General features: G+C 36.8%; 13 protein-coding genes. 5 read left to right on the top strand and 8 right to left on the bottom strand.

What is annotated here, in order from left to right:
• Positions 1–63: 63 nt before the first annotated feature.
• Positions 64–921 carry an SDR family oxidoreductase gene (locus KHA90_RS16445; protein ID WP_213302985.1) on the top strand — a complete coding sequence of 286 codons (858 nt, stop codon included), beginning with the start codon at positions 64–66 and terminating at the stop codon, positions 919–921.
• 189 nt (positions 922–1,110) lie between these two features.
• Here the strand turns inward: KHA90_RS16445 and KHA90_RS16440 are convergent, their stop codons facing one another.
• The 5 genes from KHA90_RS16440 to KHA90_RS16420 all read right to left on the bottom strand — a co-directional run bounded on the left by KHA90_RS16440 (position 1,111) and on the right by KHA90_RS16420 (position 4,549).
• Positions 1,111–1,575: a DinB family protein gene (locus KHA90_RS16440; RefSeq protein WP_213302982.1), complete on the bottom strand. Its 465-nt coding sequence runs from the start codon at positions 1,573–1,575 to the stop codon at positions 1,111–1,113.
• Between the two features lie 16 nt (positions 1,576–1,591).
• A complete protein-coding gene (locus tag KHA90_RS16435) occupies positions 1,592–2,479 on the bottom strand; it encodes an SDR family oxidoreductase (RefSeq protein WP_213302979.1) in 888 nt (295 codons plus the stop codon).
• Between the two features lie 128 nt (positions 2,480–2,607).
• On the bottom strand, positions 2,608–3,186 hold the full coding sequence (locus KHA90_RS16430; protein WP_213302977.1) for a Crp/Fnr family transcriptional regulator: 579 nt from the start codon (positions 3,184–3,186) through the stop codon (positions 2,608–2,610).
• A 146-nt stretch (positions 3,187–3,332) separates the two neighbouring features.
• Positions 3,333–4,055, bottom strand: a complete 723-nt coding sequence (locus KHA90_RS16425; RefSeq protein WP_213302975.1) for a YoaK family protein — start codon at positions 4,053–4,055, stop codon at positions 3,333–3,335.
• Positions 4,056–4,075: 20 nt separating this feature from the next.
• On the bottom strand, positions 4,076–4,549 hold the full coding sequence (locus KHA90_RS16420; protein WP_213302972.1) for a Dps family protein: 474 nt from the start codon (positions 4,547–4,549) through the stop codon (positions 4,076–4,078).
• 600 nt (positions 4,550–5,149) lie between these two features.
• Here KHA90_RS16420 and KHA90_RS16415 point away from each other — a divergent pair.
• Positions 5,150–6,256: an alpha/beta hydrolase gene (locus KHA90_RS16415; RefSeq protein WP_213302969.1), complete on the top strand. Its 1,107-nt coding sequence runs from the start codon at positions 5,150–5,152 to the stop codon at positions 6,254–6,256.
• A 131-nt stretch (positions 6,257–6,387) separates the two neighbouring features.
• Positions 6,388–7,368: an MBL fold metallo-hydrolase gene (locus tag KHA90_RS16410; protein WP_213303343.1), complete on the top strand. Its 981-nt coding sequence runs from the start codon at positions 6,388–6,390 to the stop codon at positions 7,366–7,368.
• Between the two features lie 726 nt (positions 7,369–8,094).
• Here the strand turns inward: KHA90_RS16410 and KHA90_RS16405 are convergent.
• Positions 8,095–8,868, bottom strand: coding sequence for a sulfite exporter TauE/SafE family protein (locus tag KHA90_RS16405; RefSeq protein ID WP_213302966.1), 774 nt, complete (start codon positions 8,866–8,868; stop codon positions 8,095–8,097).
• Positions 8,869–9,078: 210 nt separating this feature from the next.
• Positions 9,079–9,933 carry a helix-turn-helix domain-containing protein gene (locus KHA90_RS16400; RefSeq protein WP_213302963.1) on the bottom strand — a complete coding sequence of 285 codons (855 nt, stop codon included), beginning with the start codon at positions 9,931–9,933 and terminating at the stop codon, positions 9,079–9,081.
• 462 nt (positions 9,934–10,395) lie between these two features.
• Here KHA90_RS16400 and KHA90_RS16395 point away from each other — a divergent pair, with 462 nt between their 5' ends.
• Positions 10,396–14,634 carry a sigma 54-interacting transcriptional regulator gene (locus tag KHA90_RS16395; protein ID WP_213302960.1) on the top strand — a complete coding sequence of 1,413 codons (4,239 nt, stop codon included), beginning with the start codon at positions 10,396–10,398 and terminating at the stop codon, positions 14,632–14,634.
• A 43-nt stretch (positions 14,635–14,677) separates the two neighbouring features.
• Here KHA90_RS16395 and KHA90_RS16390 read toward each other — a convergent pair whose 3' ends face one another.
• Positions 14,678–15,559, bottom strand: a complete 882-nt coding sequence (locus KHA90_RS16390; protein ID WP_213302946.1) for a helix-turn-helix domain-containing protein — start codon at positions 15,557–15,559, stop codon at positions 14,678–14,680.
• Positions 15,560–16,068: 509 nt separating this feature from the next.
• Here KHA90_RS16390 and KHA90_RS16385 point away from each other — a divergent pair.
• Complete coding sequence (locus tag KHA90_RS16385) at positions 16,069–16,572, top strand: Dps family protein (RefSeq protein ID WP_213302943.1); 504 nt, start codon at positions 16,069–16,071, stop codon at positions 16,570–16,572.
• Positions 16,573–17,008: the final 436 nt, after the last annotated feature.

Here is a 17,008-nt window from a genome sequence, read left to right as displayed (position 1 = left end):
TCATAGGTCAAGCAATAAATTTCCATTGCTCCCGAACTTTGTATTCTTAAATACATACTAAAAATGAAAAAAATAATATTTATCACAGGCACAAGTACGGGATTTGGAAAACTTGCAGCAATTCACCTGGCAAAGCAGGATAACATTGTAATTGCAGGTATGAGAGAAAGCAGCACGAGAAACAAAAATGCTGCTGATGAACTCTCAAAACTTTCAAATATTGAAGTTGTTGATATTGATGTAACCGATGACCTATCGGTTAAAACTGCCTTTGAAGCTGTTTTACTGAAACATGGAAGGATCGATGTACTGGTTAATAACGCAGGGGTTGTTGGTTATGGTCTTGTTGAATCATTCAATATTGAACAGATCAAAAAAATATTTGAAGTGAATTTTTACGGCACAATAAGAACTTATCAGGCCGTACTGCCAAGTATGCGCAGATTAAAAAACGGACTTATTATCAATATCACATCGGGAGCCAGCGGACACACTCTTCCTTTTATGGTGCCTTATCTTGCTTCAAAATTCAGTGTAGAATCCCTTACTGAGGGAATTCAGGAAGAACTTAGACAATTTAATATCGAAAATGTATCTATTCAGCCAGGAGCCTACCCAACTGAAATGACCGACGGAAGCAAAAAAAGCATGGACGGTGAAAAATCAGATATAAGCGCCCAATATGAACCTGTTGCCTCTGAAATGCTAAATGCGATAACATCAGGTTTGTTTGGCAAAATGCAGAAATATAATATGGATCCTCAGGTAATCGTTGATGGAATAACAAGTTTGATAAATATGGAAAATGGAACAAGACCGCTGAGACTTCCATTAGACCAGATCGCAGAAGGCACAGATAAGGAATTTATTGAAAAAAGAGCAGAAATTAAAGCCAGATGGCTTGAAAAATATATGGGTTAATTCTGTAAATCTTACAATTTGATTTTGTTCAGCCGTATTGTTTTTTTTCTTACGGCTGGACATTTTTTATTTGCACAACAAGTTAATTCAACTTCAAGATCTTAGTACTATTTCATTATTATCGTAAGATAAAAGAAAGCCCCGAAATTATCGGGGCTATTTCTAAATTGATTCCGGTTTAAGTAATTTTTAGAGAAGGAAGGCAAGCTGTCCCAAATGATAACATTGATGATTCACGACGTTGAGCATGATTTTAAGTCTTTCAGCTGCTTGCTCACTGTGGCAAATCCATTCTTTTTGCTCCATGGCTGCAAATCTTGTCCTGAGCTCCTCATTTAAAGCAAACCAATGCTTTCTAACCAGGTCAGTGGGCGGAAATTTTTGCGAACATTTATCCGGAGTGCATAAAAATATCTTTTCATACTCAGGATACATTTTCCCGCCAAAACCAAAGAGAGGCATTAACATATCATTACTGGCGATCAGGTGTCCTAATAAATAAAGACCGCTGTTACGCCCTGTAACCACATCCTTTCTAAGATCATCATTGCTAAGGCGGTTTATCAGATCACTAATTTTCCTATTTTGCAAAAGCCACGCATGAAAAATGAGTTGGCTTTCCACTTTACCTTCAAAACGCTCTGCCGTTTTCATACTGTGATTTTTGTTATTAATCTTCCTGAACCGTTTTGCCACTAAAATAGACTTCTTTTAAGAAACTCTCCAAGGTTACAGGTGCTCTGCCAAGCAAAATCTCCAGGGAATTTGACCCGTCACCACGCATATCGTCCATCTTCATAGCCTGAAGCCACTCAGCCCAGAATTCAGCCTGTTGGACAGGAACTCCGGTCTCTGTAATTTTTTGAATAAAATCTTCCCTGCCAGTATCTGCATAAAGTATTTCTTTGCCTGACTCCTTAGATAAAATCTCTGCAATATCTCCATAAGAATATGACCTGTTTCCGATTAAGGCATAAGTCTTATTCTCATGACCGCTCTGCGCTAAAACATTTGCTGTTGCCTCAGCCAGATCGGAACGTAAAGCAAAAGCAACCGCTCCCTCTCCGCCTGGAATAACCAGCTTACCTTCCTTCAGTACATCTCTAAAGTAATATGGGAGATAATCAAAGTAAAAGGTATTGCGCAGTATAGTATAGGCCATTCCTGATTTTTTCAGGTAATCTTCTGTAATTTTCATACTTAAGGTAACCCAGGGAATACTGTGTTGGGCACTTTCTGTTCTGTAAATGCTTGTAAAGACAATGTGCTTCACCCCCGCTTGCTTCGCCGCATCAATAACATTAATATGCTGAGCTGTCAGATCTGTAAAAGCATGTGCGGAGACCAGAAGAACTTTTTCAGCTCCCTTAAAAGCTTTCAGCAACGATTGGTAATCCTGATAATTACCTTCTCTGATTTCTATTCCTAAATTATTTAATTCTTTATCTTTATTTACATCGCGTACCATTCCAACAATTTGATCGGCCGGCAAATTTTTTAATAGAAACTCTATGGTTCCCTTTCCAATAAATCCTGATGCTCCTGTTACTACTATCATCTTATCTACTTTAAAAATTATTAATTTCTTACAGCAAAATTACTTTCAAACAGCGGATTTATTATTGACATAAAATAAAAAAACACTTGACATATATCAAGTGCTTCAAAATTTAAAAGGACTAAATTCTATTTTTTTAAGTTCAGTTTCCTGATCCGGCTTAAGGTCTCGGGTGTTATGCCCAGATAGGAAGCCACCATATGCTGGGGCACCCGGTTGGCAATTTTGGGCTGTCTTTTTAAAAAAGTTGCATATTTCTCCTCTGCGTTTAAACTAATACTGCTGTTAATTCTATCCTGGCTTGCAGCAAAACTTCGTTCAATAATCAGGTTAACCAAATCCTGAAACTGTGGAATGCTTTTCATCAGCACTGCAAAATCCTCTTTGCTGATCAAAAGAACTTCACTGTCTTCTATGGCGTCAATGTTATAGCGGGACGGCGTGCCGTTAAGAAGGCTCTCACGGTCTCCGATCCAGTAATTTTCAATAGCAAAATTTAGAATATGCTCCTGCAGTTTGTCATTTACACTATAGGTACGCAGGCATCCGCTTGTAATAAATGCATTGTAGCGCCATACATCTCCCTCCTGCAGCAGATACTGATTTTTCCTCAGCCTTTTGCTCACGCAGACCTTTTGAATCATATTTAACTCCTGGTCATTAAGCTGTATCTGGTTCTGTAAATATTTAGCAAATACTTCAAACATATTATTATATAATCATTTTAAAAATTTCAACTCGAAAATACTTCAAGTTCAAGAGCACAAAGATAATCTAATTGTGATTATTATTTAAGTCCTGAGGCATTGGTAAAAAGGTATTTCTCCAGTACTTAATGGATATTAGTATTTAGTTAATTAATATTCATTTTATCCAAGTAATTTCCCCTTGGTGTTATACTGCTGGACAGCTCTGTTTTTTCGGACGCATTAATATAGCAGACCACCAGAATTAATCCCGGTAAAATAGCGGCACCCAAACTAAGATAATGTGCCGCAACTGCTCCAATGAAACATCCTGCCAAAAATCCTGTTACAGTAATAAGCTGTTTGATAAATTTCGTATCAATTTTGTATTTTTTGAAGAAATGTTTAAAAACATATCCCAGTGAAAGTGATAGTTGGTTTACAGTGCCTGTGATCATAGTGGTGGATCCAAAGGTTTCTTTATGATATATTTTTCCAAAGGCATTTTGAAATCCAAGAGCAAAAACAAAACACATGGACAGAACGAATGTCACTTCTTGTGATAGCATCCCTGCCAATTTTAAAATATAACCCGATATTCCGGTCATCGTTAAGATTATCCCTTGATAATACAGCAGGTCATATTTTCTGTTTTCCGATTTTTTTGCCACCCAGCCTGCCACTATAATTGACAGTATAAAGACAGGAAATGCCAGCAGCCTTAACCATGAGTGGATGTCATTGCCATTGATGACCTGATAAACAAATATGATAAAGTTGCCCGTGACGTGAGCAGAAAAGATATTATCAGCGGCAAGAAATGTTACCGTGTCACAATATCCTGCAATCGCTGAGAGCAGGACAGTCAGATACGCTGTATTTTTTCTCATTTATGATGAATTTCAATGCATTATTTAATATGCGAGCGCAGCATCCACGCCATTTTCTCATGTGCTTCCAAAAGCCCTGTGATGTAATCGCTGGTCCCCAGATCACTCCAGACCGAATCAAATTTTTTTATATTTTCACGCAGCAGAATCAGAATGCTTTGGTGATCTGCTAACAACTCGTGAATGAATCCTAAACTGTCATTTTTGTCCCTTGACTGCTCGCTGAGCTGTGTAAGTCCAAGGTATTCCTTCAATGACCCCGGTGCATAGTGTCCAAGGGTTCGTATCCGTTCTGCAACGCTGTCTACAATTTGGTCAAGTTCCTGATACTGCTGTTCAAAGAAAAGATGCATGCTGTGAAAGTTTGGGCCTTCAACATTCCAATGCGCTTTTCTTGTTTTGGTGTACAGCACAAATTCATCAGCAAGAATTTTACACATTGCCTGTGCAACTCCTGCAAGATTTTCTTCCTTAATACCGATTTTAGGATCCATAATTTCTTTTTTTAGTTAATTTAAGCAGAGGTGCCAAAGGTTTTTGCCCTTTAATTGGAATAATGATCCGGTTCAATAATCTACCAGCACTCCAGATTTATCAATTCATTTACAAAACTAGTAAATCACCACAGGCCCGGGTTTAGCAAATTTTCCTTATCTATTAACCTTTTTTCCTAATGACAACTCGCTTACATCCTTTTGTAGAAATCATAGACAAGGAACATTCCACTCAGGAGTCACAATAGTAAACAACAGCAGAAATAATGACGCTTCCAAATCGGAAATCAGCTGTTACGGGCTTTAAAACTTTCTTATCTGCCTTAAAAAGCATTACCATGCTTTAAAATGAAAGCAAGGCAAGGCAATTCGAACAAGGCATTAACCTGGCAACCAACATTTAAAGAGCTGGTTTTAAACTACCAATAGCGGGAAAAATAGTTAATAGATAAGGAAAAAGTGACTAACTCTAAGGGGGATATCTGTTGCAACTTTGTACTCAATACAATTGGAAGGCATATTACTCGAGTATATTAATTCCTAAAAGATTCATATTGCATAAGCAACAAAAGAAAAATAAAAACATAAAAAATCTAAACAATGGCAACAACAACCATCAAGAATGTTACGTCAATAGGATTAATTTCTGTTGCGCTTTTATTAGGAGCCTGTAACGATAAAAATACGAATGCAAATCAAAATGCAGCTGCGGAAGAAGCGGTGAAAACAGACCAAACACCTATCGCAGATTTCAACACCGATCCGAATTTAGATATTGAAGTGAGAAAATTTCTAAAAGTACTAAACAGCGGAGGAACTCCTTTAGAGAAACTAACACCTAAAGAAGCTAAGGATGTACTTGTCAACGCTCAGGCTAGTGTTAAAGTAGATCTCTCAGGAATTGAAGTATCTGAAAAAACCATTACCAATGACGGTCTGACCATTTCTTTGAATATTGTCAGACCTAAAGGTATTAAGGAAAAACTGCCTGTCTTTATATTTATACATGGAGGCGGATGGATACTAGGGGATTTCCCTACACATGAGCGATTGGTGAGAGATTTAGTGGTGCACTCGGGATTTGCTGCGGTATTTGTGAATTATACCAGAACTCCAGAAGCCCAGTATCCCGTGGCGATTAACGAAATATTTGCTGCTACCAAATGGGTGGCCGCGCATGGAGATGAAATCAATGTTGACGGAACTAACATGGCTATTGTCGGCAATAGCGTTGGGGGTAATATGACAGCAGTAACGGCCCTGAAAGCAAAAGAAAATAATGGTCCGAAAATTAAGGGCCTAATTATGATGTGGCCTATTGTAGATTCTAAATTTGATACAGATTCCTATAAGAGATTTGGCCAGGATAGATTCTTAACTGTTCCGGTTATGAAATGGATGTATGATTTCTATATTCCAGATCCTGCAAAACGAAACGTTATCTATGCATCACCGCTTCAGGCCAGCCTTGATCAGCTTAAAGGCTTGCCCCCGACTCTGATTCAGACCGCGGAAAACGATATTTTAAGAGATGAGGGTGAGGCTTTTGGACGCAAATTAAGCGAAGCAGGCGTCAAAGTATCTACTGTACGATATGTAGGAATGATACATGATTTTGGACTATTGAACGGTCTGGCCACCCTCCCTTCGGTTAACGCGCTTACGGTGCAGGGCGGCGCGCAATTAAAAGAATATTTAAAAAAATAAACATAAAGCGGCAGAGCCTTATTTGAAGTAAAAAAAAGTGCTACAGTTGAAGAAATCAGTAAGGTTGTCAAAAATCAAACTCTTATCGATTAAATATGCCGCGTATAACATAACCTAAAAATCAATTTATTATGGAAACTAATTTTACAGTGAGCCGTCGAAAATTTCTTGGAGCAACAGGCATTTTGGCTGTCGGCTTGGTAATGGCACCACAGATGGTATTATCACAAAAAGAAAATTTACTGCTTTCGGCCTATCAGGAAAGCCCTGTACTTACCATTATGAGAGCGGCTGCCACGGCAGAAATAATACCAACTAAGCTTAGGGGAAATATTACTGTTTTGGAAGGTTCAGGCGGAAACATCTCAGTGCTGAGCGGTTCTGATGGATTATTAATGGTCGATGCCGGCATTGGAGTTTCTAAACCGAATGTTTCGGCTGCAATAAAAAATATAAGCAGCAAACCTCTAAAATTCCTTATCAACACACACTGGCATTTTGACCATGCTGATGGAAACTTATGGCTCAAACAGCAAGGAGCCACCATAATTGCACAGGAGAATACGCGCAAACATCTTGCCGTTGAAACCAGGGTAGATGACTGGGATTATACTTTTCCTGCAGCACCAACTGAGGCCCTGCCTTCAAAAACTTTTAAAGACAACAATTCAATAACTTTTAATGGGGAAAAAATACAAATGAAACATTACGATCCAGCGCACACGGACAGTGATATTTCTGTTTATTTTCCAAAGGCTGATGTCCTTGTTGTGGCCGATACATGGTGGAATGGATACTACCCTTTTATAGATTATAATACTGGGGGAAGTATTACAGGTATGATCAAAGCGGCAAAAGAAAATGTCGCTAGAGTGACTGACAAAACAATTATAGTTCCAGGCCATGGCCCTGTGGGCAATAAAAAAGAATTGACCGAGTTCAGAGATATGCTTGTAAATGTCCACAAAAAGGTTGCCGCCCTTAAAAAACAGGGCAAAACATTGGAGGAAGTTGTGGCTGCCAAACCAACAGCAGAATACGATTCCAAATTTGGAGGTTTTGTAATAAAAGGCGATGTGTTTACCTATCTGGTCTACAAAGGCATTTCATAAATAAAACAGTTACTACAGTATTTGTTAGTAATTCAAAATAAATGATTGTTTTTAATTTAGAGGTTGATTATTGAAAAATATCCTTTGTATGAATTTTATTTAGATTCTCGCAGAGGATATTTTATGGAATTAAATCCCTTAGAAAATTTCACTCACTCAAATAATTTCTTTAAAAGATTCTACACTATTATAGAAAATAAAGAGGCTGTAGAACTACTAGTGAAATAGCCACTTTTCTGTTTTTTATTCGGCCTCCTTAGTAGAACTCTTGACGAAATAAAAATAAGAGGAATAGACACTTACTGAATTGTTTATTATTATTCTGCTGAAGAGCTAAATTATTAGCTGTAAAATAATCAAAACTTCTTTTGAAAATGAGTGCCCTAGCCCAGATAGAAGGGAAAATTCTTTTGTGCCGGGGTTCGCAGCAAAAGATTGGAATGATAGCTGGAGATAGCTCCAAATTAAACCAAACTTCAATTTTTAAATTCTAAAAAGCCTCAAAAAGTAGAATTAGAGTTCGGATTAATGGCTTTAGGACACAACTTAAGAATGAAAATTGCAGCATAAGGGAAATTTTTGTATCCACTCAAAATAGAGACAATAAAATCAAAAACAAACACCAAAAAAAAAGCCGCCTCAAATTTGTTTTGAGACGGCTTCATTATATTATTTCATCTTTTATAGATTAGGAAGTACAGTATGGCCGCTGCCTACTATTTTCTATTATACTATCAGATCCAAGTCAAGTACATTTAAAAAATATAGCGTTACAATGGCGCCCACCACTATCATCACTCTTTTGACTACCTGCATGTTGATCTTATTGGATACTTTTACGCCATAGTACCCCCCGAAAAGGGAACCGGCAATCAGTACCAGTGCAAATTGCCATTGTATGAGCCCGGAATAAATAAAGATTAAAACGGCAATCCCATTATTGAGTGCAACCATCAGGTCTTTAAAGCCATTAAGCTGTGTGTCATTTTTCATACCGTAGTAACGCAGCAGAGCTATAAACATCATTCCAACCCCCGCCCCAAAATAGCTGCCGTATACATTTAATATAAAAAGTGAAATCAATTTACGATGTGAATACTCAAAAGCTTTATATTTTTTTGAATCAAAGTAGGACAAAATAGTCTTGTTAAAGGTAAACATCAGCCAGGAACATAGCAGCAGATAAGGACCTATGAGTTCAAATGTCTGATGGGAAAAAATAATCAGCAAAAAAGCGCCTGCTGCTCCCCCGGCTAAGGAAATTATACCGAAATATCTTTTTATGTTTTTATCAAGTGGAATCGGGTTCTGTTCACTTGCCATACTGGCCAGGTGACCACACAATAGCGTCGTTGTAGTGGTGGCGTTACTGCTCACAGGCTGCTTTCCCAAATAAATCAAACTGGGAAAAACAATAAACCAGCCTCCGCCTATCGTAGCATTAAGTGCCCCGCCAGCCAGCCCTGCAATAAATAATAAAATGAAGTCAGAATAGTACATAGTCCCGTCTTTAAATTTGTTTCTACATTCCAAAAAATTAAATGAGCAAGAGGAAAAAAGGAGCATCAGCGGAAATGCTTAAATAATTAACTGATTGTCTTTGAAAGTCAAGCACAGTATCGTCAATATTTAAACTTTGAAGACAATCTTGCTGCGATGTAGAGCAAATCCCAATCTTTTCGATAGAACGTACTTTTCCCCCGACCATTATTATGCGCTATACTGCTGTTGCTGAAGTGGAACAGCGGGCAATTTTATTTTCTCACGGTAATGCAGTGGAGATATTCCCTGCTTGTTTTTGAAGAATCTGCTGAAGGTCTGGATATCTTCGTAACCAAGATCGTACGCTATTTCTTTTATTGATTTTTCGGTGTGCTGAATCTGATTTCTGGCATCAGCCATAATACGATCGTGAATAAAATCCTTTGGCGGGCATCCCATCACAAGGGAGAATAAAATAGAAAGTGTTTTGGGAGTCTTATTGAGTTTTGAGGCATAAAATGCCACATCATGATGCTCTGAAAAATGATCCTCGACCAGGAAGTTAAATGCACTGATTATATCAGATGAATACTTTTTCTGCTTTTCAAAATTATCGCTTTTACAGCAAAACCGCAGAATTCTCTTCAGCAGCAGTGCAAGCATATCCCTCTGCATTGCATCCTCTGAATTTATTTCATTGCAAAAAAAGGACCATGCACTTTCCAAATGATCCAATTGGGTTTCATGTATTTTTATAAGCTGCAGCTCTCCGGCGGTGAAGCTGCATAAACTTCTGAGCTCATCGGGTTGCTCCTGGCCGGTACTGCATAAAAATGACTTGCTGAATTTAAGCAATCTGGCTGCTTTTAACTCTACGCCTTCCACCCGATGGAATGAATTCAAAAAAAATACAGCGTTTTTGGAAATCTCGTAACAGACTTTATTAATCTTTATCTGCATGCTGTTTCCCCTATTCCAAATCATGGCAAGTTCTGAGGCATCAATATCAAAAATGGCGGAATTATTTTTAGCATTTATTTCCGCAATTGTCAAAAGCTCCTTTAAGTTGGTTTTGTAAGTCATGATCTTGTAAATTAAAGTTAATAATAGAATGTCGGTGCACCCAAGCGCAGAGGCCAAAATTCTATTTCAAAGTTGCGCATTAAAATCAATTTGAATTTTACCTTTCATTCCATTGTTGTTGACTTTTTCATCCAAGACTGCTCGGTTATAAATAATAAAGTAAACTATTTTGTACAAAAAAGAAAAAAGCGGAAATTTTAAAGATATTGATCATAATTTGCTGTCTTTTGACAAAGGCTGATAAAGCGTGCCGGTACTATATGATTATCAAATAAATATTTCCATTAATGACGAAATTTAACTTTACAGGTACATTAACTTCATTAAAATTTACTTTAAATTGAAAATAATTTGTACTTTAACGATTAATTAATATAATAATTGGAGGGGTAATAAACAAGGTCCGTTTCCATACTTTAGTTGCCGGCAAGATAATTTACTCAGTTTTTAAATCTCGTGTATATGCATTCAAATCAAAGCCAGGACCAAATGCTGGTAAAGCTTAGCAGAGAAATTTCTAATTCACGCAGCAATGTGGAGTTACTGAATGTTATTTGTCACTTATTGAAAAGCCATATTAATTTTGATGACTGCTATGTTCTGCTTTACGATAAAGAGAATAAAAGCTACAAAACATTGCTTTTTGACATTGGAAAAAGATCCGAAGATGCTGCATTTAAAAAACAGCTAAAAATAGCACATTCGCTTTACAGCTTTGAAAATTATACTGATCTTCCACAAGTGCAGGATATTGAATTACTGCTTAGTAATGGCCACAAAGGACTTGAATTTATGCATGAGGCTGGTATTAAAGAATTTGCCAATCTAAGGCTTTACTATAAAGATGAGTTTATAGGTCTCTTTGTAATGCTTACTGAAATCCAAGGGGCGTTCGCTTCTGAGAAGCTCCATCTTTTAAAAAATATTTCTTACCAAATAGCTGCCGCATCTTTAAATATCAGAGATGCCTCTGAAATTGCAAGAAGAGAAGAAGAAAAATCAATACTGCTTTCCTTAAGCGGGGAGCTCTCAGCTCTAAAAAGCAGGGCTGATCTTCATGAAATCATTAACAGGCGTATTAAAAAAATATTTTCAATAGAAGAGCTCGGCATCGCCAAAATCGATGACAATGGAAAAACGTATCGTGCCTTTATTATTGATCAGAAAGATACCATTACAACTGATGTTGAGTTTGAAGCCGCCACTTCAATGGCCTATGAAATCAGCGATCCTTTATTTAGCAGAGTAATGCAGGAAAATGATCCTGTAGTATTTGATGTGGATAAAATTGCGGAAATACCAGAGATGCCGGGATTTGTCCATTTTTGGAAAAAAATGGGCAGAAAACAGGTTTTGTGCCTGCCGATGAAGGCAGGACCAAAAAATATTGGAATGCTTGTACTGCATCTGGGTACCGGTCAAACATTAACTGTTAATAACGACCTGATCAAAGGGGTATGCTCGCAGCTTTCCGCAGCAGTTTCTAATATAGTGGTCAATGAAGAAATCATCAAACGCGAAAAGGAAAGGGAACTGCTTTTATCCTTAAATCTATATATTGCTGCGGTCAGAAATTACGACGATCTTCTTCAGGTCATATCCAATCGTCTAAAAAAAATACTTGGTTTTAGCAATACAGTTATAGCCTTAATCAACGATGACAAAGAGACTGTGAGCACCTTTCTTCTGGATCCAAAATCCAGAACCAAAGATCATCCTATTTATTCAAAAGACTGTACTGCGAAATTTCCTTTAAATGACGGGATACTCGATAAAGCGGCAGTCTCGGACGCAGCGAACATTTTCAATATGAATGAACTTAAGGTGATTCAGGAACTTCCATTGTACCTTAAGGTGAATTTCGAAAGTGGGATGAATCAGGCGGCAGTAATCCGTTTTTCACGTGCCGGAGAAGTTTTTGGATTTTGGATACTGTTTTTTGAGAAGAATATAATGCCAAATATTAAATGGATAAGCCTGATAGAGGGTCTTGCCAATCAAATTTCTGTTGCACTTTCCAACATAATTGCGGATGAAGAAATTAAAAAAAGAGAATGGGAAAGAAACCAGCTTCTGCAATTAAATATGGATCTGGCCGCTGTTAGGACTAACGAAGATTTAATGATTGTCATTACAAAAAAATTAAAAGAAATACTTCTTTTCAGTCATGCCCATCTAACACGGATTAATGAGGACCGAATATCTGTAACGCCTTATTTGTATGACCCGGATTCTAAAAGTAAAAATCACCCTCTTTACGAAACTCTAAAAGGCAGCAGAATTCCCATTGAAGATGGAATACTTAATAAATCAATGGCAACTCCTGAGCCCACTGCCGTTGATTTTGATCAGCTCAAAATGGAGCAGGAACTTCCCCTTTATGCCAAGGTAAATTTTGAAAGCGGTATACAGCGGGTAATTACTACACGATTTACAAGCGGAGACCGTATATTTGGTTTTTGGATGCTTTTCTTTGATAAGAAAATTATCCTTGATCCCCATAAGTCAAGCCTGATAAAAGGCATTTCAGATCAAATGTCCATCGCCGTAGCCAATATCATAGCCGAAGAAGAAATTAAAAAAAGAGAGTACGAGAGAAATACACTGTTATTGCTGAATATGGATCTTGCGGCTGTTCGCACCAATGAAGATCTAATGTTTGTAATAACTGAAAAATTAAAAAAAATTCTCCATTTCAGCCACGCCCATCTGGTAAGAATTAATGATGATCGAATTTCAGTTACCCCCTTTTTGTATGATCCGAATTCAAGAAGCCAAAGCCATCCCCTGTACAGCAAACTTAAGGGAAACAAATTCCTTATTGAGGACGGAATATTAAATAAGTCAATTATTACTGCGGATCCCACCATAATTGATTTTGATCAATTAGAGAAAGAACAGGAACTGCCGCTTTACGGCATAATAAATTATGAAAGCGGAATCCAGCAGGTTGTAACAACCAGATTTATTATAGGAGACAAGGTATTTGGTTTCTGGATGATGTTCTTTGATAAAAAAATTGCACTTGATGCCCATCAATCCAGTCTTATAAAGGGTATTTCTGATCAGATGTCTATAGCAATAGCTAATATTTTTGCAATTCAGGAAATTGAAGTTCGGGAAAAAGAAAAATCAATGTTGCTGGATCTTTCCAACAACGTAGCAAAAATTAGAAATAAAAATGACTTGCGACTAATTGTAGACGAAAAACTAAAAACACTTCTGGTATTTAATAATATTTCTTTCTGTTATGTTAGCCCCGATGGTAAAACATTTGGTTCTTTTATTTTAGATCCGAACTCGCCAAGCGTAAAGCATCCTAAATATGGCGATATAACATCCATGGTGCATCCTGTAAATGATGGAATAATAAATAAAGTACTTGCATCAGAAGACCCGCTGGTCTATGACATGGAAGCATATATTAAAACCAATAACAAAGTTCCTGATTATTTTAGAATGATTTATGATGTTGGTATGAGACAAATGATATTTTCAAGGCTACAAAATGGTGAAAATACAATTGGTTATTTAGCAATAACCAAAAAAGTCAAAATGCATATTGATAGCAATCAACTAAATCTCATTAAGGCAATTTCTGCTCAGTTATCAGTAGCTTTAGCTAATATAAATGCTAATGAACAAATTGAAAATCAAATTAAAGAAATTAAAAAATATAAAAATCAACTCGAAGAAGAAAATTCCTATTTGCTGGAAGAAATTAATAATAACTTTAAGCATAGCGATATTATTAGTGTAAGCGGAGAAATGAAAAAGGTCTTCCACCTGGTTGAACAAGGAGCTCCATCTGACAGTACCGTTTTATTGCTTGGAGAAACAGGGACTGGAAAGGAATTAATTGCCAGGGCTATTCACAATTCATCCCCGCGATTTAATAAACTTATGGTAAAAGTAAACTGCGCGGCCCTTCCTGCAAACTTAATTGAAAGCGAATTGTTTGGTCATGAAAGAGGCAGCTTTACCGGGGCCATAGAAAGGAGAATTGGAAAATTTGAATTAGCAAATAACGGCACTCTATTTCTGGATGAAATTGGTGAGATGCCCCTTGAACTGCAGGTTAAACTTTTAAGAGCACTACAAGAAAAGGAGATAGAGCGTCTTGGTGGAAAAACAACCATAAAAGTCGACGTTCGTATTATTGCTGCCACAAACCGTAATCTGGAGCAATTAATGGAGGAAGGTAAATTTAGAAGCGACCTTTACTACAGGCTAAATATTTTTCCAATAAATCTGCCCCCCCTCAGGGATCGCAAGGAAGATATTCCAGCATTAACTTCTCATTTTATAAAAAGATTTTCAAAAAAAACAGGGAAAAAAATCACCAACTTAAGCAACAAGGCATTGCAGGAAATGATGCAGTACAACTGGCCGGGAAACATTAGGGAACTGGAACATTTAATTGAACGAAGCGTTCTTCTAAATACCGGGGAAACTCTTAAGGGTATTGTGCTTCCTGTAAAAAACAGCAGTACCGTTTTTAAAGAAGAGGATACATTAGATATAAAAACGATAGACGATAACGAACGGGCTTATATCATGAAAATCTTAAAATATACGAATGGAAGAATTGCAGGTTTCGGAGGAGCTGCAGAGCTCCTGGGTATTCCACCAACAACATTGCATTCACGGATGAAGCGATTAGGCATCAAAAAGGAGCATCTTTCAGGCGGGAAGCAATGATTTGGCTTCTTTAGTTTTGTTGCATAAGTTCAACTGCGCATATCTAAGCCACCTGGTGCTTTTGGTTTAACCTGAATTCACTGGGCGCCTGTCCAAAAAAGGATTTAAACAATCTTGAAAAATGGGCTATGCTTTCAAAACCCAGCGTATAACAGATATCCGTTACTGTAAATTTGGTTGCAAGGAGCATTTCTTTAGCTTTTTCAAGTCTTCGTTCCCTTAACCATTGCGATGGGGGCATATTATATATTGCATGGAAATCCCTTCTGAAACTAGACTGGCTTCGGCCTGTTAAAACACAAAGCTGGTCAATTGAAACTGAGTTTAAAACATTATCCTCTATGATGGATTTGAAATTATTTGCAAAACTGGCTTTGAGTTCTAAAAACTGGCTGAGCATTTCTCTTTCTGTATTGGCTATATGAAAAAGAAGTTCAAATAGTTTTATTTTTACAAGCATTTTATTTGGCTCTTCAAAATAAAGATCAAGCGAATCTATGTAATTTTGAAATCTGCTGTCAAATGCTTTTACACTCACTGGGGGATATGAGTCATTTCCCAAAATTGATAAAGAAATTAATTTGACAAATTCCAACACAAATTGATCCTGTAGAGAAAATAAAAAATAACATACTTCAGTGGAAGATTCATCAGGACACTTTATTTCGTATTCAATCAAAATATCCTTTCTAAAGAAAGCCATTTGATTCTCTGCTATTTCATAGGTATCGGTTCCATGTTTACATACCATAGTGCCACGTGTTACAAAAAGCAGTTTACTGGAATTGGTATAAAATGACCCCCTGCAAGCTTTCAGGCATATTCCTGATTCGACAGCGATAGTATTTTCCAACATAAGGTGTCTGTGGCTTTTTTCAAAAATCAGGTTTGTTTGGGGATCGTTTTTCTTTGTAATGGGTTCCATAATTAAGTGTTTATAGTTCAACTTCTCTACGCCCTATATAAGCCAAACGTTGTGCCAACTCACAAGTAATTGAAATACAGTTAGTTAAAATGAATTTAAGGATTTCAAGGTGACTATATATCGCCAGAATACGAAAGGGCGTACGAGATTAAGTCATATGTGCCGCTAGATATCAAATAATTTATGTTGTCAATGAATTTTAGAAAAGCAAATACTTAAAACCATAATAGATGCTTTAAAGGATCAGGCAATAGTATGAGAATTGCAGGTTTCACTTTGACCATATTTGCTCAAATTATGATTTAGGGCGCTCCGAGGGTTAAAAATATAAGTTTCGCAAATTTTTACCCCAACGGAAAAATTGACAACACTATTGGAAAATTTGCCTAACAGCAACACCCACTAACTTTGTAACTTCATTTTCGATTAAGTGTGACTTTACGCATGTTAACCCAAAGATTTTAACCGGCTGTAAAATCACTTTACAACCTCTAATGGACAATTAAGCAATGAAAAGAAACCCCACAATCACAGATCCGAATTTGAAGTCGATTTTAGAAGAATTTCATAAACTTTTTGCCGATGAGATAGTTTTATTTATAAAAAATAAAAACTACTATTGGAATATTGAGGCAGAAAATTTTTATCAGCTGCGTGAGTTTTATAAACAGCAGTCAGATCAATTGGAAAAAATCATTGAAAGGACAGCCGAACATATTCGCGTGTTAGACTCACAGACCCAGACACGGCTTTCTGATTATTTAATGACTACAAATTTGCTCGAACAACCCTATACGGGCCATACAAAAGACCAGCTAAAATACCTGTTGGCCTCCCATGAAACTATTATTGACAATTTAAGGCGTCTTGCTGGACTTTTTTTTAATAAATACCATAATCCAAGTGCTGCCTATTTCGCCCGTAAGATCCTTATCGAACATGAAAAAATGGCCTGGATGATTAGATCCTATCTCAATACACCGCCAAAAAAAAGTAGTACTGTACCGGATTAAACCCAGTAGCCTTTCAAAATACTTTTAATTTTCAAAAAAAGCGGAGAGTTTATAAATTATTGAATTCAAAAAGCAGCATTTATAAACAAGTTATCAGCGCTTTTCTCATTAAAGAAAAGCGGATTTAATAAATGGAGAAATTTCCATATATGATCATATAAAAAGTTTATTTACAGCACAAAAACCTTTAAATCTGCCACTTACCCAAACAGACTTAAAAAAAAATTATATTTAGGCAGCTTTCATACAAGCAATACTCCACATAAGCATCTCATTATTCACATTTAATTTTAATTTATTATGCAAAACTGGATATTCTGGATAAAGTGAGCACCTAATTCTGGATAAAAGTGAGCAGTATAAATGAACTCAAAAAGGTGTCTAAAAAGTAGTTTAAAAATATAAAATTATTTTATTCTATTAGTTGTTTTTCTAT

It is taken from the genome of Flavobacterium psychroterrae, from assembly GCF_018380615.1.
Taxonomy (GTDB): Bacteria; Bacteroidota; Bacteroidia; order Flavobacteriales; family Flavobacteriaceae; genus Flavobacterium; species Flavobacterium psychroterrae.
Note: the sequence above shows the minus strand (reverse complement) of the source record. Positions and strands in the feature narration are given on the sequence as shown.

Coding starts and splice junctions, on each gene's coding strand:
- KHA90_RS16435 (WP_213302979.1), bottom strand. CDS start 2,479: ATGATAGTAGTAACAGGAGCATCAGGATTTATTGGAAAGGGAACCATA.
- KHA90_RS16440 (WP_213302982.1), bottom strand. CDS start 1,575: ATGAAAACGGCAGAGCGTTTTGAAGGTAAAGTGGAAAGCCAACTCATT.
- KHA90_RS16390 (WP_213302946.1), bottom strand. CDS start 15,559: ATGGAACCCATTACAAAGAAAAACGATCCCCAAACAAACCTGATTTTT.
- KHA90_RS16395 (WP_213302960.1), top strand. CDS start 10,396: ATGCATTCAAATCAAAGCCAGGACCAAATGCTGGTAAAGCTTAGCAGA.
- KHA90_RS16420 (WP_213302972.1), bottom strand. CDS start 4,549: ATGGATCCTAAAATCGGTATTAAGGAAGAAAATCTTGCAGGAGTTGCA.
- KHA90_RS16385 (WP_213302943.1), top strand. CDS start 16,069: ATGAAAAGAAACCCCACAATCACAGATCCGAATTTGAAGTCGATTTTA.
- KHA90_RS16430 (WP_213302977.1), bottom strand. CDS start 3,186: ATGTTTGAAGTATTTGCTAAATATTTACAGAACCAGATACAGCTTAAT.
- KHA90_RS16405 (WP_213302966.1), bottom strand. CDS start 8,868: ATGTACTATTCTGACTTCATTTTATTATTTATTGCAGGGCTGGCTGGC.
- KHA90_RS16400 (WP_213302963.1), bottom strand. CDS start 9,933: ATGACTTACAAAACCAACTTAAAGGAGCTTTTGACAATTGCGGAAATA.
- KHA90_RS16410 (WP_213303343.1), top strand. CDS start 6,388: ATGGAAACTAATTTTACAGTGAGCCGTCGAAAATTTCTTGGAGCAACA.
- KHA90_RS16415 (WP_213302969.1), top strand. CDS start 5,150: ATGGCAACAACAACCATCAAGAATGTTACGTCAATAGGATTAATTTCT.
- KHA90_RS16445 (WP_213302985.1), top strand. CDS start 64: ATGAAAAAAATAATATTTATCACAGGCACAAGTACGGGATTTGGAAAA.
- KHA90_RS16425 (WP_213302975.1), bottom strand. CDS start 4,055: ATGAGAAAAAATACAGCGTATCTGACTGTCCTGCTCTCAGCGATTGCA.